The following is an 18,437-nucleotide window of genomic DNA, read 5'->3' on the forward strand; positions in this document are numbered from 1 at the left end:
GGCCGCAGATTTCACGCCAGCGCCTGCGTGTAGCGCATGCCGGTGACCGGGCGCGGCTTGAAATCCATCTGTTCGTAGAAGCGGTGGGCGGCGAAATTGCCGGTGGCGGCGCTGACCGAAAGATAGTCGCAGCCGGCATTCTTGGCGATTTCGCGGGCGCGTGACACGAGATGCTGGCCGATGCCGTGGCCGCGATGGCCGTCTCGCACGAAGAGATGGTGCAGGTCCATGCCGCGGGTGCCTTCCTGCGCCCGGTAGAGCGGCACGAGGATGGCGTAGCCGATCAGATCCGAGCCGGTATCGGCAACAAGCGCGCTGATCCAGGGCATGGCGCCGAACAGGTCACGCTCGAGTTTTTCGGGGGTGATGGCGGCGGGGTCGTTGTGATGCGCGGCAAGCAGCGCGATCATTTCGTTGAGTTCCGGCAGGTCGCGCGATTTCGCGTTGCGGATCGTCACGACCGGCGGGCGGGGCAGGGTGATATCGGTATCTTCCGTCATTTCCGGCATCCTTTTTCGGTCTTCTTGCCGTCAGGTGCCGTTTGAAACAACAAAGCCGCCTGACGGCGGCTTGTTGACATGGTGATCTGTCGAGCCGCCCTTTAAAGGAAGGCCCAAAAATACGAGCAGGCGGTGGTCGTGCGCGTGTTGATCATGGCGTCTAGATGCTCCCGATCTCAAATCTTGTCAAGCGCCATCCGCGAAACGGCTGGCGGCCGCCACGATCGCCTCCGCCATGCCCTGATCGGCGGTAGAATGGCCGGCATTCTCGATCATCACCAGCTCGCTTCCCGGCCAGGCTTTTGCCAGATTGAAGGCAGTCGCCGGCGGCCCCTGCAGGTCGAGCCGGCCCTGGATCAGCACGCCCGCTATCCCGGCAAGCCGATAAGCCTCGCGCAATAGCTGGCCATCCTCCAGCCAGGCACGGTTCTCGAAATAATGGACGCAGAGCCGCGCCCGGGCGAGCACGAAAGCCGGATCCTGCCAGCGGGCCGGCAGTCCGGCCTGCGGTTCCGCCGAGATCGAGCCTGCCTCCCAATGATGCCAATCGAAAGCGGCCTTCTGGCGGATAGCCGGGTCCGGGTCGTTGAGAAGCGCATGGTAGGAGGAAACAGGATGGCGGTCGCGCAAGGGCTCCGGAATGGCCGCGACGAACTTTTCCCAGGCCTCCGGCAGGAAGATCGACAGCCCGTCATAGAGCCAGCCGATCTCGGTAAAGCGCGTTGTTGTGACGCCGGCGAGGATGATCGCGCGGACGTGTTCGGGAAACGCCTGCGCATAGGCCAACGCCAGCGTCGCGCCCCAGGAGGAGCCGAATACCAGCCAGCATCCCACCTGCAGGTGCTTCCGCAAAGCCTCGATATCGCCGATCAGATGCTGTGTCGTGTTGTCGGCGAGATCGTTTCTGAAATCCCCGGCATTCGGCGTGCTTTTCCCGCAGCCGCGCTGATCGAACTGGATGATGCGCCACACCGCCTGATCGAAATGCCGCCTGGCGCTTTCCGACATGCCAGACCCCGGCCCACCATGCAGCAACAGCACCGGCTTGCCGGCTGGATTGCCGGAAAGGGCAAAGAAGATCCGGTTGCCGTCGGGCCTGTCGAGGAAGCCGGTCTGGTATGGGGCGAGGGCGGGGAAGAGGGTGGGCGGCGTGGTTGGCATCTGTTCGGTCATCTGCATTCCTTCCCGTTGCGTCTCCACCCCGCCCGTCCAATGCGCGGTTCCGATAGGCGCCTTCCTGCTTGCCGATTGCTCGTGATGGAGTATATTACATCAGGCATCACGAGGCCTCGAATGGCGAAAGCGACATTGGTTCAGAGGACGCGTAGCTATCTGCGGGAAGGCGTGTTCGTTGAAGTCGTGATCTGGCAGGTGCCGGCTTCGCTACGCGGAAGCGCTCATGAATTCAAGTACAGCATGGCGCTGGTGGCCGGAGGCGAGTGCGTGTTGCGATATGACAATGAAGCTGGAAAAGGCGATCACAGGCATTTCGGTACGCTGGAAACAGCCTATTTTTTCAAGGATATCGACCAGCTTCTGGCCGATTTCACTGCCGACGTGAGAGGATGGCTGCGTGACAACCCTTAAGGTGAAGATCGAAACGCTCGAACAGTCCATGGCGTCGGTTTCTGAAGCCGTAAAGGCGTCCAAAGTCGGTGAGCGCAGGCCCGCGACGAGTGTATTGTCATTTCCTTCCTGGGAGATGCTCCATCGTGTTCTGGCGCCGAAACGGCTGGAAATCGTGCAGGCGATGACGGGCCAGGGGCCTTTGAGCATTCGGGAGGTGGCCCGCAGGGTCGACCGGGATTTCAAGGGTGTGCACAGCGACGTGGACATGTTGCTGGTCAGTGGCGTGATCGATAAGGCCGAGGGCGGGGGGATCGTCTTTCCCTATGATCGTATCCACCTGGAATTCGACATCGAGGCTGCCGCTTAAGGCAAGCCGTCGCCGCCCTTCAATGCTCCCCCTCGCACAGCCCGTGGTCGGATAGCGCCCGGATCACATAACAGTCCTCGATCGAATGGCCGTCGCAGTGCGAGATGATCCGTTCGAGTTCGTGCTCCAGCTTCTTCAGCTTTTCGATCTTTTCGCGCACGGCGACCAGATGATCGGCGGCGATCCTGTCGGCGTTGACGCAAGGGAGGTCGGGGTGCTGGCTGAGCGCGATCAGTTCGCGGATCGCCGGGATGTCGAGCCCGAGGTCGCGGGCGTGTCGGATGAAGGCGAGCCGTTCGAGGTCGTTTCGCTCATAACGTCGCTGGTTGCCCTCCGAACGTTCCGCCGCTTCGATAAGACCCATCTGCTCGTAATAGCGGATGGTCGGCACCTTGACGCCGGTGCGTTTCGAAAGATCGCCGATCGACAGCATGGCTGAAAATTCCTCTTGTAGCTCTAGTCACTAGAGGAATTATCTAGTCAGTCATCGGCATGAAGGCAAGCGGGGGACATGGCGCCGGTCGCCCAACGTAAAACGGCCACAGCCCTGGCTGACAAGGCTGCGGCCGCTGAAGGCTTTGTAACCTTACATGGAGAGCAGCGGATCGTCCTCGGTGCCGTTCTGCTGCTGCTGTTGTTGTTTCTGCGCGTTGCCCTGCGCCAGGGCCGCTGGATTGCCGCCCAAGTCCATCGTCGCTTCCTGTTTCTGGCCGTTGACGCCCATGGCTTCGAGGATTGCCTTGCGGATATCCGCCTCGACCGCCTCGCGGTCTTTCGCCGACATGATCTTGAGATCGTGTTCAGTAATATCCTTGTCCTTGAGATATTGTTCGCGGATGCGCTCGGCGAAGGTCTTCTTGGCGAGACCCAGGAATTCGTCCTCGTCTTTCGTCGAGGGCGCTTCGCCAAGCCAGGTATCGCCGGCGTTCTGGTCGATGTCGACACCCTGGCTTTCCATCGTCCAGAGGCTGTCGGCCAGTTTCGCGCCGAACACCGTGTCGCTGCCGGTCATGCCGCCCGATACGGACTGCCGCGGCGCCGCGTAGTCATTGGCGCTGCCGCCCGAAGCATTCTTGTCGCCGCCGTTCTTGCCAAGGATACCGTAAAGAGATGCGTAATATGGGTTGGTGCTGCCAATCGTCGTCATCGCGACTCTCCTTGTGTGAGACCACTAGCGGCTTAGGTCCCGAAACCTGCACGGAGCTTTCGGATTGGGCTTGTGTCGGCCGCGCATGGGGATATAGGGTACCCCCCTATATTACGTGGAGACATTCGTGGCGCATACCATTCGGGAACAGGCAAAGCTTCTGGCGCGGGTGCGCCGGTTGAAGGGGCAGATGGAGGCAGTCGAGCGGGCGCTCGAGGCCGAAGCGCCTTGCGGCGAGGTGCTGCAACTGCTCGCCTCGATCCGCGGCGCGCTCGCCGGGCTGACCGGCGAGGTCATGGAAGATCACCTCCATGAGCATGTGCTGCATGCCGACAATGAAAAACAGAGGGCGCAGGCGGTGGACGAACTCGCCGAGGCGCTCCGCACCTATATCCGCTGATCGAAACGAAGGAGAAGACAATGGCCCATTCCATCGAGGAGCTGGAGCACGAGCACGTGTTTCTGGGCGCCGACCATGAGCGCAACGAGCGCAAGGTCTGGCTGGTGATCGCACTGACCGCGACGATGATGGTGGCGGAAATCGTCGCGGGCTCGGTCTTCGGCTCGATGGCGCTGACAGCCGACGGCTGGCACATGTCCACTCATGCCGGCGCCATGCTGATTGCGGCGCTCGCTTATCTCTATGCCCGCCGCCAGGCCCGCAATCCGCGCTACACGTTCGGCACCGGCAAGCTTGGCGATCTCGCCGGCTTCGCCAGCGCCATCGTGCTCGCCCTGATCGCGCTGTTGATCGCCTGGGAGAGTTTTGCCCGCCTCGCCAATCCGGTTGCGATCGATTTCGACCAGGCGATCTTCGTGGCCGTAGCCGGGCTGGCGGTCAACCTGCTCAGCGCCTGGCTGCTGCGGGAGGATCATCATCCCCATGACGGCGGCCATGCCCATGACGGCGGTCATCATCATGGCGGCCATCACGGACACCACGGTCATCATGGCGCCCATGCGCACGGGGCTGCCAAGGATCACAATCTGCGCGCCGCCTACCTGCATGTTCTTGCCGATGCGCTGACCTCGGTGCTGGCGATCGTCGCGCTCGCTCTCGGCCGGTCCTACGGCTGGTCCTGGCTGGACCCGGTCATGGGTGTGGTCGGCGGCCTGGTGATCGCTCGCTGGTCCTGGGGGCTGATCCGGGTGACCGCGACGATATTGCTGGATGCGCAGCCGGATGACCAGGAACTGGCAGGCAAGATCCGCCGGAGCGTCGAGACGGAGGAGGACAGGATTTCCGACCTGCATGTCTGGCAGGTAGGGCCGGGGCACCATGCGGCAATCGTCGCGCTGGTCACGCCAAATCCCCGGGCGCCGTCCTTCTACAAGGATAAGCTCCGGAGCATCCGGGATTTGTCGCATGTGACGGTGGAGGTCACGCCGGCTCAAGCAGCGTAGAAGAGCATTTTAGAACTCGGCGAATTCCTGGTAACGGCCTTCGACCCAGTCCTGCTGGGCGGCCCGCACCTGCATGTCGACGTTTGCGGAACCCGCATCGTCGATTTCCATGACCCAGAGCGCGTTGGCAAGCGAAGGCGACAGCAACGTGCTGCTTCCCGTTAGGGCATTCGGAGAACGCTGGGCGGCGACAGTCTCGCGCTGGGGCGCTTCTTCGACTTTCCGGTCCATCTCTTGTGCCCGGTTGGGATAATAATAGCCGTTGAGGCCGCTATCGATCTTCATGGCGAAACGCCCGTGTTCAGAATGGTTAACAAATAGTTAACGCACGAAGCTTGCGCGAGGCTTGCGTCTGATGTTTCGGTTTGACGGCAGGGGCTTGACAAAAAAATGACAATGAACGGCTGTTCGGCGCGTTCCGCATCCGTTCCGGTTGCTGATAAACCTGTCGGATATCGCTCTGCGGGTCCCTAGCCGCTCAAGGTAAAGCCGCTCTGGCGGGCGAAATCCGAGCCACGCCCGGGACGTGAAAGATGACAGCATGGCAGACGATCGGAATGACGATGCCTGCCATCGGACGTTCAGCCTTCCATGACGCGGGCCATTTCGGCGAGCTTGCGCACGGTGTTGAGATTGCGCGACGTACCTGGTTTCAGCGCCGGCAGCTTCAGCTTCGATTTGCCCGAGCCGATCGGATAATGGACATAAATCTCGCGCCCGGCGACGACCGCCTCTTCGCCGTCCGGCGCGACCATCTTGTCGAGTGCATCCTTGGCGGCCCTTTCAGCGAGGAAATGCACCAGCAGGAAATTCGGCTTGGCCTCGGGGAAGGGCGCGTTTTCGACGATCGCCTCTAGCTCCTGCGTCGAACGAACCATGACGCCCGGCTTCTTGCCGAACTTCCGACCCAGCGCCTCGTCGAGCTTGTCGGCCACCTTTGCCTCCGCCTCATCTGACCGGAACAGCACATTGCCGCTCTGGATATAGGTCTTGACGTCGGCGAAGCCGAGGGTTTCGCAGATGGACTTCAGTTCGGTCATCGGGAGTGTTGTGCCGGCGACGTTCACCGCGCGAAGCAGGGCAATGTAGACGGTCATTTTCTCCCCTCCCGAAGGGCAACCCGTTAGCGCGTTCCGGTGTCGCCGGACTTGCATTGAAGGGCATCGCGCATCCGCCCCCCTCTGGCCTGCCGGCCATCTCCCCCACGGGTGGGGAGATCACAAGCGGCGCGACCATCGCTTCCAAACAAGCGTCGTGCAGCGCGCAGAATAAGACGCTGAGTGTAGAGCGGTGAGCTAGCGCCCAGCCGATCTCCCCACCCGTGGGGGAGATGGCCGGCAGGCCAGAGGGGGGCGGACACGGCATACCCTCTCCGTGAGAATCGCCCTTACATCTTCCCCGCCACCTTGATCGCAAACGCATATTCGAACGCTATCTCCTCCAGCCGCTGGAAGCGACCCGACTTGCCGCCATGGCCGGCCGCCATGTTAGTCTTCAAAAGGATCGGCGCGGTTCCGGTCGAGAACTCGCGGACCTTGGCGACCCATTTGGTCGGCTCCCAGTAGGTGACGCGCGGGTCGGTCAGGCCGGAAATGGCGAGGATCGGCGGATAGGGTTTCGCCTCGACATTGTCGTAAGGCGAGTAGGCGGCGATCCACTGGTATTCTTCGAGGCTGTCGATCGGGTTGCCCCATTCCGGCCATTCCGGTGGAGTGAGCGGCAGCGTATCGTCGAGCATGGTGTTGAGCACATCGACGAAGGGAACGGCGGCGATGATGCCGGCGAATTTTTCCGGTGCCATGTTGGCGATGCCGCCCATCAGCATGCCGCCGGCCGAACCGCCTTCAGCGATGATGTTCGCGTAAGACGTGAACTTCTCCTGATTCAGATAGTCAGCGGCGGCGATGAAGTCTTTGAACGTATTGTGCTTATGCTCCATCTTGCCGTTCTCGTACCAGGCGAACCCCTTGTCCTTGCCGCCGCGAATATGGGCGATGGCATAAACGAAGCCGCGATCGGCGAGCGACAGGTTGTTGGTCGAGAATCCGGCCGGAATGGTGATGCCGTAGGCGCCGTAGCCGTAAAGCAGGCAGGGCGCCGAACCGTCGAGCGGCGTATCCTTGCGGTAAAGCAGCGAGACCGGCACCAGTTCGCCGTCATGCGCCGGCGCCATCACCCGGCGGGTGACGTAGTCGTCCGGATTGTGGCCCGACGGCACTTCCTGGGTCTTCAGGAGAACCCGCTCGCGGGTGGTCATGTCGTAGTCGTAGAGTTGGCTCGGCGTCGTCATCGACGAATAGGAAAAGCGGATGACGTCGCTGTCGTATTCGGCGGCACCCTGCAGGCCGAGCGAATAGGCCTCTTCGGCAAAGGCGATCGCATGTTCCTCGCCGGTCGTCCGGTCGCGGATGATGATCTGCGGCAGCCCGTCCTTGCGCTGCAGCCAGAGCAGATAGCGGGCGAACGCCATGTGGCTGATGATCAGCCGGCCGGGCTCGTGCGGCACGACCTCGGTCCAGTTCTGCTTGCCCGGCGCGGTAACCGGCGTTTGGCAGATCTTGAAGTCTTTTGCGTCGCCGTCATTGGTAAGAATGTAGAAGACGTCGCCGCCTTCGGTCATCGAATATTCGATGCCTTCCTCGCGCTCGGCGACCAGCATCGGCTCGGCCGTCAGGTCCTTGGTTGAGAGCAGCCGGTATTCCGACGTCTCGTGATCGTGGATGTCGATATAGATAAAGTCGTCGAGCAGCGAACCGCCGACGCCCATGAAGAAACCCGGGTCCTCCTCCTCATAGACCAGCCGGTCTTCCGATTGCGGTTGGCCGACGACGTGGTGGAAGACTTTCGAGGGGCGGTGGTTCTCGTCCTGTAGCGTATAGAAGAAGCTTTTGCCGTCAGGCGCCCAGACCCCGCCGCCGCCGGTATTCTCGACCACGTCGGCCAGATCCTCGCCGGTCGCAAGATCGCGGATGCGCAGGGTGAAATATTCCGACCCCTTGTCGTCATAACCCCAGATGCCGTGCGAATGATCTGTCGTGTGGTCGATGCCTGAGAGGCGGAAATAATCCTTGCCCACCGCTTCCTTGTCGCCGTCGAGCAGGAGCTGCTTGTCGCCCCCGTCGCGCGGGGTGCGGAAGTAATGCGGCTGCTCGCCGCCGGTGACGAACAGCGTGCCATAGGCGAACGGCCCGTCCTTCATCGGCACGGATGAATCGTCTTCCTTGATGCGGCCGCGCATCTCGGCAAACAGCGTCTTCTGCAGCTCGGCCGTGTCGCCCATGGCCGCTTCCATATAGGCGTTTTCGGCCTCCAGGTGCTTGCGGATTTCCGGATCGAGGAGCGACGGATCCTTGAACATCGCCTGCCAGTTGTCGGCCCGGAACCAGGCATAGTCGTCGGTGCGGGTAATGCCGTGGCGGGTATCGGAAACCGGCTTCCTGGGCACAACGGGAGCGGCGGGAAGATCGGTGAAGGGCGATATGCGGGAGGTGGCCAAGGAAGCACTCCGATTGTGATGCGAGGAGTGCCAGAGATAGGGGGCGCTTGGGCGCTAGGCAAGCGGGGTAAGGGTGGCGTGCTTACTTCTTCTTGGGCTTCTGGTTCGGCAGAACACCATCTCGCCAGCTTTGCCAGAAGACGAAAGCAACGACGAGTGCCAAACCAACCGCTGGCATCAGAAGCAGGATGAGTTGCTCGCGTGTCATTTGCTGAGTCCTCTTAAGATCCAACTAATCCGAGAGCGGCAGCGGCGGGAAATCCTCGATCACTGGCAATTACCCAAATGCCGCTTGCCGTGAAGGCTCGGGGATATCCCGCCCCATGTCCTGCGCCGCCTCGATCCAGCTTTCGATCGCATCCTGCACGTTGGAAAGGGCCTCCTGCGGTGTCTCGCCATCGCTCATGCAGCCGGGAAGATCCGGCACCGTTGCCAGAAAACCACCGCCATCTTCGGCAGAAAGCGGGGAGACCAGAACGGGATATCGCAATGGACTCATGAGAAAGCCCTCACAGCGTCGATAAATTGCACAAGCTTTCGAATATATACTGGCTTGATCGGTCGTTTGAAAGGCACGGTCAGGATTTCGCGCATCATCGGATGGCTAACCTTATAGTGAGAGCTTCCGGATCGCGGCGCTGAACAGGAAATACCGAACTCCTCGCAGATTGCCGTAATCTCTTCAATTCGCCAGTCCGCTCGCGGGTTGGCGCGCATTCGTTCCAGACGCTTGCTCACCTCTCCGCCCCATTACCCCAACCCGATCACATCATCCTATTTCCCGTTCTGGTAGGTGGTCAATTGCGTGACCGTCTCATAGTTTCCGGCCGTCCGAGTCATATTGGATAGGAAATGACATGATAAAAACCTGGTCAGTCGCAGCATTGGCTCTTCTTTCCGCCCTGCCGGCGCATGCTCTCGATGCCCATATCGTCCGGCAGCTCGATGCGCTCGCCCCGGATGAACGGCGCGAACAGCGCTGCGATATCGAGGCGATGGATCGCATCAAAAAGGACAACAAGGGCGAGTTCAAACCGGATAAGGTGATCGCCTATACCTTTTCCCAGCCGGTCGAAGATGGCAACGCCATCCGGGCGCCGGGTGCTGTCTTCCGCAGTGCCGGCGACTGGTATCGGCTCAAATACAAGTGCGAGACCGGCGACAAGGGTCTGGAAGTGATGTCCTTCGACTACAAGATCGGTTCGAAAGTCCCGCGCGAAGAGTGGGAAAAGTATTACCTCTACGAGTGACATCATCCCGGCAGGTGCGGCACCGTCTTCCGGTCGGGGAAAAGCTCGTTCAGCACCGTCATCATGATGAGGGAAAGCGGCAGGGCGAGCATCGCCCCGACCGCACCCCACATCCAGGTCCAGAACAGGATGGCGATGAAGACGATGAAAGGGTTGATTTCCCACTGCCGGCCCATGATCGCCGGGAAGAGCAGGTTCTCCATCGCCAGGTGGACGGTGAAGAAGATTGCCGCCGGGATCAGGCCGAGGAAAAAAGCGTCATGGGTGAGAATGCCGGCGATCGCCACCGAAACAGTCATCAGCGTGATGCCGACGAACGGGATGAAGCTTGAGACGAAGGCGAACAGGCCCCACAGCACAGGCATCGAAAGCCCGCCGAAATAGGCGATCAGCGCCATCACCACCCCGAGCCCCAGATAGAGGAGGCTGGCGGTCGCGAAATAATAACCAAGCACCTCGTCGATCGAATTGAGCACCCGGATCGCCATCAGCCGCTGCCGGCGTGTCGGAAAGGCGAGAATGATGGTGCGCCGCAGCCGCACCCGGCCGTAGAGGAAGAGCAGCAGGGCCGCAAAGAAGATCATTCCCTGGATGATTGCCGGGGTCAGGTTGGCGGTGACGATGCCGAGGATGTTTCCGGAATTCTCGATCAGCGACTGCATCGACATCGGCCCGGTCTCGAATGTCGCGGGCGAAACGTTGATCCAATGCTGGCTTTCGAGGAACGGCTTGACGCGGTTGATGGTCCGCTCGATGAAATTAGGACCTTCCTGGATCAGCTTCGCGACCGGTTCGGCAAGCGAATTGATGATCAGGAACAGGGCCGCGAAGACCAGCGTCGAGAGGATGAAGGCAATGCCGAAACGGGGCACGCCGGCCTTGCCGAGGCGATCCGCGACAAGACCCAGGATCAGGCCGACGACGACAGCGAGCGTGACGGGGATCAGGATCAGCGACATGTAATGGACGAGCGAGAAGAATACGATCGCGAAAATGCCGATCACCGCCCAGGCCATCGCGACGTCGAGCGCCTCGCGCCCAAGCGGCAGGTTCTCCACCACGTCGATCTCTTCCGGGTGCAGGAGCGCTTCCTTGCGCTGGGCCGGCATCTCCGTCAGGTGTTTCTTCAGCTTGCCATTGCCGCGCGCGCTCATGTTTTTCGTGTCCAGAGGTCCCCGTGATCGCTCTCAACGCGAAAGCGGCGCTCCGGTTCCGGAGCGCCGCTTGTCGGCAAAACGGGTGACGGCGCTCAGGCGGCGAGCGTCAGGCCGATGCCCCACGGGTCCTTCAGCGACCAGCCTTCGGCGGTCTTGGTCGCGGCGATCTCCTGGGCATCGAGCGCCGCAAGCGCCCTGTCGAGCGCCGCCTTGTCGTTGAACCGGACCGTGTAGTCCGAAAGCCCGGTCATGTTGTTTTCGCGCGCCTTTGCGCCGCGGCTGTTCCAGATATTGGCGGCGATATGGTGGTGGTAGTCGCCGGTTGCAAAGAAGCTCGCGCCCGGATACCGCGCCATCACCTTCAGGCCCAGCACGTCGCGATAGAAGGCGTCTGCCTGCGGAATATCGCCGACCTGCAGATGGATGTGACCAACGGCCGTGCCATCCGCCATGCCGTCGAAAGACTGCTTCGGAGCGCTGTTGTAGAGCTCTTGCAGGTTCAGGCGTTCGGTCGCCATGGCAATCGTGCCGTCCGGCTGATAGGTCCATTCCTGCGGGGTTCGGTCGCGGTAGATCTCGATACCATTGCCCTCTGGGTCGGACAGATAGATCGCCTCGCTGACAAGGTGGTCGGAGGCACCCTCCAGCCGGATATTGTTGTCGGCGGAATGTGCCAGCCAGTGGGCTAGCTCCTGCCGGTTTGGCACCAGGAAAGCAGTGTGGAACAGGCCGGCGGCGTTGCGCGGCGCACGGGCGACGTTTTTGCCGGTCGAAAGCGTCAGGAGCGGTTGGCCGCTGACGCCCAGCACTTCGCCGCTCGGGTTCTTTTCGATGACCTGCAGGCCGATAATGTTCTGGTAGAAGCCGGAAACCAGGGCCAGGTCGCTGACGACCAGATGCGCGCCGCGGACATGGGCCGGGCGGGTCAGGGCGAAGGGTTGCATGACGTCGGGCATATCGAAATCCTTTCGGGCATGGGGCGGGTGAACGCCTCGTTGCAATCTATATGGCCCATGCCCATCGTTCACGATAGAGCGCAAACTGGCGATGGATCGTCTCCAAATTATGGACAATGGGCGAGTTTGACCTCGGTCAAGGCGGTTTGGACCGTATGAAGCTACAATGGGCGAAAAACATGAAGGAGATCGCATGTACAAGAAGATCGTCGTTGCGGTGGATGTTTCCGCTCTGGAAAAGGGCGAGCGCATTCTGCGCACGGCAACGAACTTGCTCGACACGGGCGGCATGATCCTGATCGTCAACGTGGTCGAGGATATGCCCGCTTATCTTGTCTCCGAGCTGACCGTCGATCTGACAGTTGCGGCCCGTCAGGATGCCGAACGGCTGCTCGTCGAGCTTCGCGAAAAAGCCGGCATCGAGGCCGATATCGAAATCCGCCAGGGCGCGCCGGCGCGCGAAATCCTGGCCGCTTCGGAAGAGCAGGGCGCAGACCTGATCATCGTCGCCTCGCATATCCCCGACCTGTCGAACTACCTGATCGGTGCCACGGCCGACCGCGTCGTGCGCCATGCCACATGCTCGGTCCTCGTCGACCGCTGAGAAGGAACGGATCCATGGATACGTCAAGATATGGCAGCGTTCTAAGGGCGAGGAAGGCGGAGCTCGAAGGCCGCCTGAGCCGCATCGAACAGGATTTCGTCACACCCCGCAATCCTGACGACGACGACCGTGCCGTCGAGCGCAACAATGACGAGGTGCTGGAAGAACTCGGCGAAACCGGCGAACGGGAGCTTGCGGCAATCGATGCGGCACTTCACCGCATCGCCGCCGGCACGTTCGGCATCTGCGCCAGATGCGGCCAGCCGATCGCCGAGCAGCGACTGGATGCCGTGCCGCACACGTCCCTTTGCCAGGCCTGCGCCGCCGAGGTGTCGGAGGAAGTTTAACGCGGGAAACGGAATGTGAATCCACCCTCTCTTGCCTTCCGCCGCGGTCATGCTCATTCTTAAGATCGAGGCAGGCGGAAGGTCGGATGAACGAGTTTTTCAATTTCGGGCGGAAATACGATTTCCACGAGATCGTCGCGGATGGCATCATCCACGGCGTCGGTATCGTGTTCGCGCTGGTCGGCGCCACCGCCCTGATCTTCTATGCGACCGTCTGGTCGAGCCATGGCGAAATCGCCGCCGCCTGGATTTACGGCCTTGGCCTGATCATCTGCCTGTCGATCTCGTTCACCTACAATATCTGGCCTCGCTCGCGCACCAAATGGGTGCTGCGGCGGCTCGATCATTCGGCGATCTTCATCCTGATCGCGGCGACCTATACACCTTTCCTGCAGCGCGGTGCGCACGACTCCTGGATATTCGCCATGCTTCTGGCGATCTGGGCGACCGCGATCTTCGGAATCACCCTGAAATGCCTGTTTCCCGGCCGTTTCGACAAGCTGACGATCCTGCTCTATCTCGCCATGGGCTGGAGTGGCGTGATGGTGGCGGGGCCGATCTCGCAATATCTCCCGGCCGTCACCGTCTGGCTGATCGTCATCGGCGGCTTCATCTATTCGCTCGGCGTGATCTTCCATGTCTGGGAACGGCTGCGGTTCCAGAACGCCATCTGGCACGGGTTCGTTGTCGCTGCCGCCGCCGTCCACTACGGCGCGGTGATGACCTGCTTCAGCCTCTCCGGCGGTTTTTGATCCGAGGTTCGGTTTGTCGCGGGCAACCGATTAGCTTCAGGCTCGCCCCTCCCTCATCAATTCCAATGAAGTTATCAAAGGAGTAGGCCAGCCAATCTGGACTCGTCATTCCATCGTCTGATATAGTGGACAAACGAGTATCATGATGGACTAAATATGATGACTGAACCACTTGTCCGCGACGCCGCCGAAGCCGATCTCCGGACCGTCATGGAGATCTACAACGACGCGGTCGCCAACACGACGGCGATCTGGAACGAGGTCCTCGTCGACCTCCAGAACCGCAAGGAATGGTTCGCCGCCCGCAAGGCGCGCGGCTTTCCGGTGCTCGTGGCGGATGTCGGCGGCAAGGTCGCCGGTTACGCTTCCTATGGCGACTGGCGCGCCTTCGACGGGTTCCGCCACACGGTCGAGCATTCCGTCTACGTCCACCGCGATTTCCGTGGCGCCGGCATCGGCCGGCTGCTGATGCAAGAGCTGATCGCCCGCGCCTCCGAGAACGGCATCCACGTCATGGTCGCCTGTATCGAGGCTGGAAACACCGCCTCTATCGGCCTTCACGAGAAACTGGGCTTCCGCACCGCCGGCACGTTCTCCGAAGTCGGCACCAAGTTCGGCCGCTGGCTGGATCTGACCTGCATGGAGCTGAAGGTCACGGGGTGAGATGGTGCGGCGTTGCTCTCTATGGTAGTTTTGGCATCGGGAGATCAGCCCATGGATGATGACGATCCGTTAGAAGCCTGGCTCGACCGTTCCGAGTCACCGGAAGAGAGAGCGAAGCGTTTGGCAGCGCTGGACGCCGCGCTTGCTCGCGGCATTGCCGATGCTGAGGCAGGTCGGGGTAAGCCGGCTGAAGAAGTTCTCGCCTATTTCGAAGCCAAATATCGGAAGTTGTCGGAAGAACGCGCCAAGAGCGGCCGGTCGGAAATGGACTGACTAGCTCCGCTGCAGCGCCAGATGTGCGCCGAGCCCGACAAGCAGCGCGCCTCCGGCCCGCTGCATCAGCCTTTGCGCTCCGCTCGAGCGCTTCAGCCGGGTGATGACAGCGCCGGCCAGGAAGACGCAGACGATATCGGCAGACGAGAACATCAGGTTGACGATCGTCCCGAGGATCACGAACTGCAGCCAGATGGGGAAGGCGGCCGAGGCGTCGATGAACTGCGGCAGGAAGGCGAGGAAGAAGATCGCCGTCTTCGGGTTCAGCACTTCCACCGTGATGCTTTCGAAAAACGCCCGCCGGCCGGATTTCTCCGCGATCTCCGGAAGTTCCGCATCGCCCGCCGCCTTGGCGCGGAACAGCGAGATGCCGAGCCAGACGAGATAGGCCGCCCCGCCGAGCTTCACCACCATGTACAGGATCGGAACGGCATGAAAGAGCACCGAAAGCCCCGCGGCGGCGGTGAACACATGCGCGTAACCGCCGATATGGATGCCGAGCGAGGCCATCAGGCCCGACCACCGCCCGCGCGCCAGCGTCTGGGCAGCGGCATAGAGCATGGCCGGCCCGGGAATATAAGCGAACACCGCCGTTGTGGCGAGGAAGGCGAGAAACAGCTCGGTCGAGGGCATATCGTGTTCCTTGAATGAACCCGCATCATTGCAACAGGCGGCGCGCGCCCGCAAGTGCAGCCGACCGGGCAGCGCAGCGTCGAAACAGTTCGATCGGCACCGAAGCATCCGCTCGCCGTCTTGACCTAGAACACCCGCATCGAAAATGCGAACGGGCCAGCGAAATCATGCCGAACACACCGAATATGACCAGGGAACTGGCGCTGCTTCTGGCGCTCTCGACGCTCTGGGGCGCCTCCTATACGTTCATCAAGATCGGTGTCGGGACCATCCCACCGTTCACCCTGATCGCGCTGCGGACGCTGATTGCCGGAACCGTGCTGCTCGGCGTGATCCGCTGGCGCGGCCTGAAGCTGCCGCGCGATGGAGCGACATGGGCGCGCTTCCTGTTCCAGGCTTGCCTGAACAGCGCCATTCCCTTCACGCTGATTGCCTGGGCGGAACAATCAACCGATGCCGGGCTTGCCGCGATCCTCAATTCCACCACGCCGATCTTCGCTTTCCTGATCACGGCATTGATCACCCGCCACGAGCCGGTGACGGTGCGAAAGCTGTTCGGCGTCGGCGCGGGACTGGTCGGCATCTGCATGGTGATCGGTGTCGAGGCGCTGTCGGGGCTCGGGGAGAGACTGGTGCCGCAGCTGGCGATCGTGCTGGCGACGGTGTGTTATGCCGGCGCGGCGATCTTCGGCAAGAACTTCAAGGGTCTCGACCCGATCATGCCGGCGGCGGGCTCGCTCGTCTGCGGCGCCGCGCTGCTGGTCCCGGCAAGCCTGATCGTCGACAAGCCGTGGACGCTTGCCCCTTCGCTGGAATCGATCCTCGCTCTGGTGGCGCTCTCGGTGTTTTCGACGGCGCTCGCCTTCGTCATCTATTTCCGGCTGATGCAGACGCTCGGCTCGGTCGGCGCGACGTCTCAGGCCTATCTGCGGGTGCCCGTCGGGGTGGCGATCGGCGTCGTTTTCCTCAGCGAAAGCCTGCATCCGGGCGCATGGGCCGGCCTCGTCTGCGTCGTCGCAGGAGTTGCCGCCATGACCTTGCCGGCACGTCGAAAGCTCGCTTCCGTCTGATCTTCGCTGGCGGTCAATCCTCCGTTGGCTCTGCCGGTCCCTGTCGTGAAAGATGGGCCTCGACGGCGAGGTTCAGTTCCCGCAGCAGGCCTGCAAGCTGTGCCTTCTTCTCCGGATCGAAACCCGCGATCGCCTCCGCCTCGCTCGCCATGTCCTGCCGGAACGCGGCCTCCGCCCTGCCGATGCCCTCGTCGGTCAGCTGCACCGCAAGGCTGCGGCCGTCTCTGTCGGACGGAACGCGCTTGATCAGGCCGGCTTTTTCCAGCCGGCCGAGCCGGTGGGTGAGGCTGCCGGAGGCGATCATCAGCGACCGGTAGAGCTCCGTCGGCGTCAGCCGATGGGGTGGCCCGGAGCGCAGCAGCGTTCCGATGACATCGAACTCTCCGCGGTCCAGCTGGAATGATGCGAATGTCGCCTCGATCGACGGCGTGACCAGCCGCGACAGGCGGTAGGCGCGGCCGAGAATCTCCATCGGGCCCGTGTCGAGATCCGGCAATTGTTTGGCCCACTGGGCCCGCGCCCGGTCGATGTGATCCTGCGTTTTTTGCGTCTGCGCCATTCCGATTCTCCGTCTCGATAAACTATCTTGACATGAAGATAAATTGGGAGCAAATATCTTCACATGAAGATAAATAGGTGAGGAACCGACCATGCCTTCGATCGCCGCAAGGAAGTCCTTTGAAATCCCGCTGATCGTGCAGATGCTTGCCTGTTCGTTTCTGTGGGGAGGCGCTTTCATTCTCCTGAAGCTGGCGGGCACCGCGCTCTCTCCGCTCGCCCTGACGGCGGTGAGGGGGCTGATGGGCGGCAGCCTGATTGCCGTCTGGATGATCGTCTCCGGCCACAACATTCTCCCGCGCGGACGGGAAATGCGCGACTGGGTTGTCCTCGGTTTCCTGCAGGGCGTCGTCCCGAATAGCCTGACGGCCTATGCACTGACGGAAATTTCGGCGGGCCTGACATCGATGATCCAGGCCTCGACGCCGCTCGTCGTCGCGGTTCTGGCGCAGGCGCTGTTTGCGAGCGAGCGGCTGACGCCGAAAGTGGCGCTCGGCCTTGCAACCGGCTTCGGCGGCATGGTCCTGCTGATCGGCCCGGCAGCCCTCGGCGCCGACAATGTCAGCCTTCGCGGCGTCGGCGCCGTGGCCATCGTCGCGGTCAGCTATGCGCTCGGCAATCTTTATGTGCGCGGTATCCCCGGTGCTCAACCGGTCCGGCTGGCGCTGGGACAGCAGCTGTTCTCCGGCCTGCCGACCTTCGCGGTGATGATCTATCTCGGCGGTCTTTCGGCCTTCTCTCCGGCACTCGACAACCTGCCGCTGCTTCTCGTCCTCGGCGTGTTCGGAACGGCCCTGCCGATCGTTCTCTACATGAACATCCTGAAGAAGGCGGGTCCGACCATCGGTTCGATGAACGGCTATTTCCTGCCGCCCTGGACGATTATCCTCGGTTTTGTCCTGCTGGGCGAACCCGTCAGCCTGAGAGAGATCATCGCCACCGCGATCGTGCTTGCCGGTGTCGCGATCGTGTCGCTGAAGACGGAAATTCTGGTGATTGCCTCCCGCCGGCTGGCTGCCATTCTTCACCCGCGGCGCACCGGCAGGATCGCCTGAACCAGAACGTTGACGAAAGGCCCGGCAGTCCGGGCCGTTTCTATTGTCCGGGCAGCACCGCGGCGACAAACGCTTCCAGGCTCCGGCGCACATGCGCGTCGACCGGCCCCGCTGGATCGAACCCCCACCAGAGAAGACAACCCTGCCACTGCGAGGCCATCAGCATGCCGATATTGTCCGGCGTGCCCGGCGTCGCCGCAAAACAGGCGGTGATCGCGGCGGACAGAGCCTCGCCCCAGGCGCTGCCGCGGGCGCGCAGGCGCGGATCGCGAAAATCCTCCCGCAGCATCAGCAGGCCCTCGGCGTAAGCCTCGATGCCGCCATAGTCTCCGGAAAGCGCGACGAGAATGTCCACGGCACCTTGAGGCGTCTTCGGCGCGGCGGCGATCGCCGCTTCCGTCTTGGCATCCAGATCGTCCCAGGCAAACAGCAGCGCGGCGCGGGCAAGCTCTTCCTTGTTCCTGAAGCGCTGCACCAACGTCGAGCCGGAAAGGCCGCAAGCCGCCGCGAGAGAGGCGAAGGTCAGCGCCTCCGGGCCTTTGTCGTGCATCACCTTCAGCGCCGCCGCCAGCACGTCGCTGTCCGGCATGGTTTTTGGTCGCGCCATCTTGCCTCTCGAATTATAAACGAATAAAC

Annotated in this window: 26 protein-coding genes; 12 read left to right on the forward strand and 14 right to left on the reverse strand. The window is 61.9% G+C overall.

Going from position 1 to position 18,437, the window contains the following annotated elements:
* Positions 1 to 11: 11 nt before the first annotated feature.
* Both ACZ9IU_RS06255 and pip read right to left on the reverse strand, forming a co-directional pair.
* A complete protein-coding gene (locus ACZ9IU_RS06255) occupies positions 12 to 500 on the reverse strand; it encodes a GNAT family N-acetyltransferase (protein ID WP_405029375.1) in 489 nt (162 codons plus the stop codon).
* A gap of 186 nt (positions 501 to 686) precedes the next feature.
* A complete protein-coding gene (gene pip / locus ACZ9IU_RS06260; protein WP_244447483.1) occupies positions 687 to 1,673 on the reverse strand; it encodes a prolyl aminopeptidase in 987 nt (328 codons plus the stop codon).
* 84 nt (positions 1,674 to 1,757) lie between these two features.
* On the opposite strand from pip, the gene ACZ9IU_RS06265 reads away from it, so the two are divergent.
* Positions 1,758 to 2,087, forward strand: a complete 330-nt coding sequence (locus ACZ9IU_RS06265) for a toxin-antitoxin system TumE family protein (protein WP_477484367.1) — start codon at positions 1,758 to 1,760, stop codon at positions 2,085 to 2,087.
* Positions 2,074 to 2,436, forward strand: coding sequence for an HVO_A0114 family putative DNA-binding protein (locus ACZ9IU_RS06270; RefSeq protein WP_038541029.1), 363 nt, complete (start codon positions 2,074 to 2,076; stop codon positions 2,434 to 2,436). Before ACZ9IU_RS06265 ends, ACZ9IU_RS06270 begins: the two co-directional genes overlap by 14 nt.
* Positions 2,437 to 2,455: 19 nt before the next feature.
* Here the strand turns inward: ACZ9IU_RS06270 and ACZ9IU_RS06275 are convergent, their stop codons facing one another.
* Together ACZ9IU_RS06275 and ACZ9IU_RS06280 are read right to left on the reverse strand one after the other, a co-directional pair.
* The gene (locus ACZ9IU_RS06275) at positions 2,456 to 2,869 is read right to left on the reverse strand and encodes a MerR family transcriptional regulator (RefSeq protein ID WP_038541031.1); all 414 of its coding nucleotides are present in this window, start codon (positions 2,867 to 2,869) and stop codon (positions 2,456 to 2,458) included.
* 153 nt (positions 2,870 to 3,022) lie between these two features.
* The gene (locus tag ACZ9IU_RS06280) at positions 3,023 to 3,583 is read right to left on the reverse strand and encodes a hypothetical protein (protein WP_038541034.1); all 561 of its coding nucleotides are present in this window, start codon (positions 3,581 to 3,583) and stop codon (positions 3,023 to 3,025) included.
* Positions 3,584 to 3,710: 127 nt separating this feature from the next.
* Here ACZ9IU_RS06280 and dmeR point away from each other — a divergent pair, with 127 nt between their 5' ends.
* Positions 3,711 to 3,983, forward strand: coding sequence for a Ni(II)/Co(II)-sensing transcriptional repressor DmeR (gene dmeR, locus ACZ9IU_RS06285; protein ID WP_038541037.1), 273 nt, complete (start codon positions 3,711 to 3,713; stop codon positions 3,981 to 3,983).
* A 20-nt stretch (positions 3,984 to 4,003) separates the two neighbouring features.
* Positions 4,004 to 4,987, forward strand: a complete 984-nt coding sequence (gene dmeF / locus ACZ9IU_RS06290) for a CDF family Co(II)/Ni(II) efflux transporter DmeF (RefSeq protein ID WP_038541041.1) — start codon at positions 4,004 to 4,006, stop codon at positions 4,985 to 4,987.
* Positions 4,988 to 4,996: 9 nt separating this feature from the next.
* Here dmeF and ACZ9IU_RS06295 read toward each other — a convergent pair whose 3' ends face one another.
* The 5 genes from ACZ9IU_RS06295 to ACZ9IU_RS06315 all read right to left on the reverse strand — a co-directional run bounded on the left by ACZ9IU_RS06295 (position 4,997) and on the right by ACZ9IU_RS06315 (position 8,982).
* Positions 4,997 to 5,272, reverse strand: a complete 276-nt coding sequence (locus tag ACZ9IU_RS06295; protein WP_038541043.1) for a hypothetical protein — start codon at positions 5,270 to 5,272, stop codon at positions 4,997 to 4,999.
* A gap of 296 nt (positions 5,273 to 5,568) precedes the next feature.
* Positions 5,569 to 6,084: a DUF1697 domain-containing protein gene (locus tag ACZ9IU_RS06300; protein ID WP_038541046.1), complete on the reverse strand. Its 516-nt coding sequence runs from the start codon at positions 6,082 to 6,084 to the stop codon at positions 5,569 to 5,571.
* A gap of 290 nt (positions 6,085 to 6,374) precedes the next feature.
* Positions 6,375 to 8,468: a S9 family peptidase gene (locus ACZ9IU_RS06305; RefSeq protein ID WP_038548906.1), complete on the reverse strand. Its 2,094-nt coding sequence runs from the start codon at positions 8,466 to 8,468 to the stop codon at positions 6,375 to 6,377.
* 97 nt (positions 8,469 to 8,565) lie between these two features.
* Positions 8,566 to 8,691 (reverse strand): hypothetical protein, encoded by a 126-nt coding sequence (locus tag ACZ9IU_RS06310; RefSeq protein ID WP_275452107.1) that lies wholly within the window; start codon positions 8,689 to 8,691, stop codon positions 8,566 to 8,568.
* A gap of 69 nt (positions 8,692 to 8,760) precedes the next feature.
* The gene (locus ACZ9IU_RS06315; protein ID WP_038541051.1) at positions 8,761 to 8,982 is read right to left on the reverse strand and encodes a type II toxin-antitoxin system HicB family antitoxin; all 222 of its coding nucleotides are present in this window, start codon (positions 8,980 to 8,982) and stop codon (positions 8,761 to 8,763) included.
* 358 nt (positions 8,983 to 9,340) lie between these two features.
* Between ACZ9IU_RS06315 and ACZ9IU_RS06320 the strand changes: the two genes are divergently transcribed.
* Positions 9,341 to 9,733, forward strand: a complete 393-nt coding sequence (locus tag ACZ9IU_RS06320; protein ID WP_038541055.1) for a DUF930 domain-containing protein — start codon at positions 9,341 to 9,343, stop codon at positions 9,731 to 9,733.
* 2 nt (positions 9,734 to 9,735) lie between these two features.
* On the opposite strand, the gene ACZ9IU_RS06325 is transcribed toward ACZ9IU_RS06320, so the two are convergent.
* Both ACZ9IU_RS06325 and ACZ9IU_RS06330 read right to left on the reverse strand, forming a co-directional pair.
* Positions 9,736 to 10,842 (reverse strand): AI-2E family transporter, encoded by a 1,107-nt coding sequence (locus ACZ9IU_RS06325; protein ID WP_437179052.1) that lies wholly within the window; start codon positions 10,840 to 10,842, stop codon positions 9,736 to 9,738.
* Positions 10,843 to 10,982: 140 nt separating this feature from the next.
* The gene (locus ACZ9IU_RS06330) at positions 10,983 to 11,846 is read right to left on the reverse strand and encodes a VOC family protein (protein WP_038541061.1); all 864 of its coding nucleotides are present in this window, start codon (positions 11,844 to 11,846) and stop codon (positions 10,983 to 10,985) included.
* Between the two features lie 193 nt (positions 11,847 to 12,039).
* On the opposite strand from ACZ9IU_RS06330, the gene ACZ9IU_RS06335 reads away from it, so the two are divergent.
* The 5 genes from ACZ9IU_RS06335 to ACZ9IU_RS06355 all read left to right on the forward strand — a co-directional run bounded on the left by ACZ9IU_RS06335 (position 12,040) and on the right by ACZ9IU_RS06355 (position 14,485).
* The gene (locus ACZ9IU_RS06335) at positions 12,040 to 12,450 is read left to right on the forward strand and encodes a universal stress protein (protein WP_038541064.1); all 411 of its coding nucleotides are present in this window, start codon (positions 12,040 to 12,042) and stop codon (positions 12,448 to 12,450) included.
* Between the two features lie 14 nt (positions 12,451 to 12,464).
* Positions 12,465 to 12,797 (forward strand): TraR/DksA family transcriptional regulator, encoded by a 333-nt coding sequence (locus tag ACZ9IU_RS06340; protein WP_038541067.1) that lies wholly within the window; start codon positions 12,465 to 12,467, stop codon positions 12,795 to 12,797.
* An 86-nt stretch (positions 12,798 to 12,883) separates the two neighbouring features.
* A complete protein-coding gene (gene trhA, locus ACZ9IU_RS06345) occupies positions 12,884 to 13,549 on the forward strand; it encodes a PAQR family membrane homeostasis protein TrhA (protein WP_038541070.1) in 666 nt (221 codons plus the stop codon).
* Between the two features lie 159 nt (positions 13,550 to 13,708).
* The gene (locus ACZ9IU_RS06350) at positions 13,709 to 14,212 is read left to right on the forward strand and encodes a GNAT family N-acetyltransferase (protein ID WP_157885224.1); all 504 of its coding nucleotides are present in this window, start codon (positions 13,709 to 13,711) and stop codon (positions 14,210 to 14,212) included.
* Positions 14,213 to 14,263: 51 nt separating this feature from the next.
* Positions 14,264 to 14,485, forward strand: a complete 222-nt coding sequence (locus ACZ9IU_RS06355) for a hypothetical protein (RefSeq protein WP_038541076.1) — start codon at positions 14,264 to 14,266, stop codon at positions 14,483 to 14,485.
* On the opposite strand, the gene ACZ9IU_RS06360 is transcribed toward ACZ9IU_RS06355, so the two are convergent.
* The gene (locus ACZ9IU_RS06360; protein ID WP_038541079.1) at positions 14,486 to 15,118 is read right to left on the reverse strand and encodes a LysE family translocator; all 633 of its coding nucleotides are present in this window, start codon (positions 15,116 to 15,118) and stop codon (positions 14,486 to 14,488) included.
* Between the two features lie 167 nt (positions 15,119 to 15,285).
* Here ACZ9IU_RS06360 and ACZ9IU_RS06365 point away from each other — a divergent pair, with 167 nt between their 5' ends.
* Entirely contained in the window at positions 15,286 to 16,188 is a 903-nt protein-coding gene (locus tag ACZ9IU_RS06365) for a DMT family transporter (protein WP_038541082.1), read from the forward strand.
* Positions 16,189 to 16,201: 13 nt separating this feature from the next.
* Here ACZ9IU_RS06365 and ACZ9IU_RS06370 read toward each other — a convergent pair whose 3' ends face one another.
* Complete coding sequence (locus ACZ9IU_RS06370; protein WP_038541085.1) at positions 16,202 to 16,747, reverse strand: MarR family winged helix-turn-helix transcriptional regulator; 546 nt, start codon at positions 16,745 to 16,747, stop codon at positions 16,202 to 16,204.
* Between the two features lie 91 nt (positions 16,748 to 16,838).
* Here ACZ9IU_RS06370 and ACZ9IU_RS06375 point away from each other — a divergent pair, with 91 nt between their 5' ends.
* The gene (locus ACZ9IU_RS06375; protein WP_038541095.1) at positions 16,839 to 17,801 is read left to right on the forward strand and encodes a DMT family transporter; all 963 of its coding nucleotides are present in this window, start codon (positions 16,839 to 16,841) and stop codon (positions 17,799 to 17,801) included.
* A 40-nt stretch (positions 17,802 to 17,841) separates the two neighbouring features.
* On the opposite strand, the gene ACZ9IU_RS06380 is transcribed toward ACZ9IU_RS06375, so the two are convergent.
* Positions 17,842 to 18,408, reverse strand: a complete 567-nt coding sequence (locus ACZ9IU_RS06380) for a TetR family transcriptional regulator (protein WP_038541098.1) — start codon at positions 18,406 to 18,408, stop codon at positions 17,842 to 17,844.
* Positions 18,409 to 18,437 lie beyond the last annotated feature (29 nt).

The sequence above is a fragment of the Mesorhizobium sp. USDA 4132 genome (genome assembly GCF_056279545.1).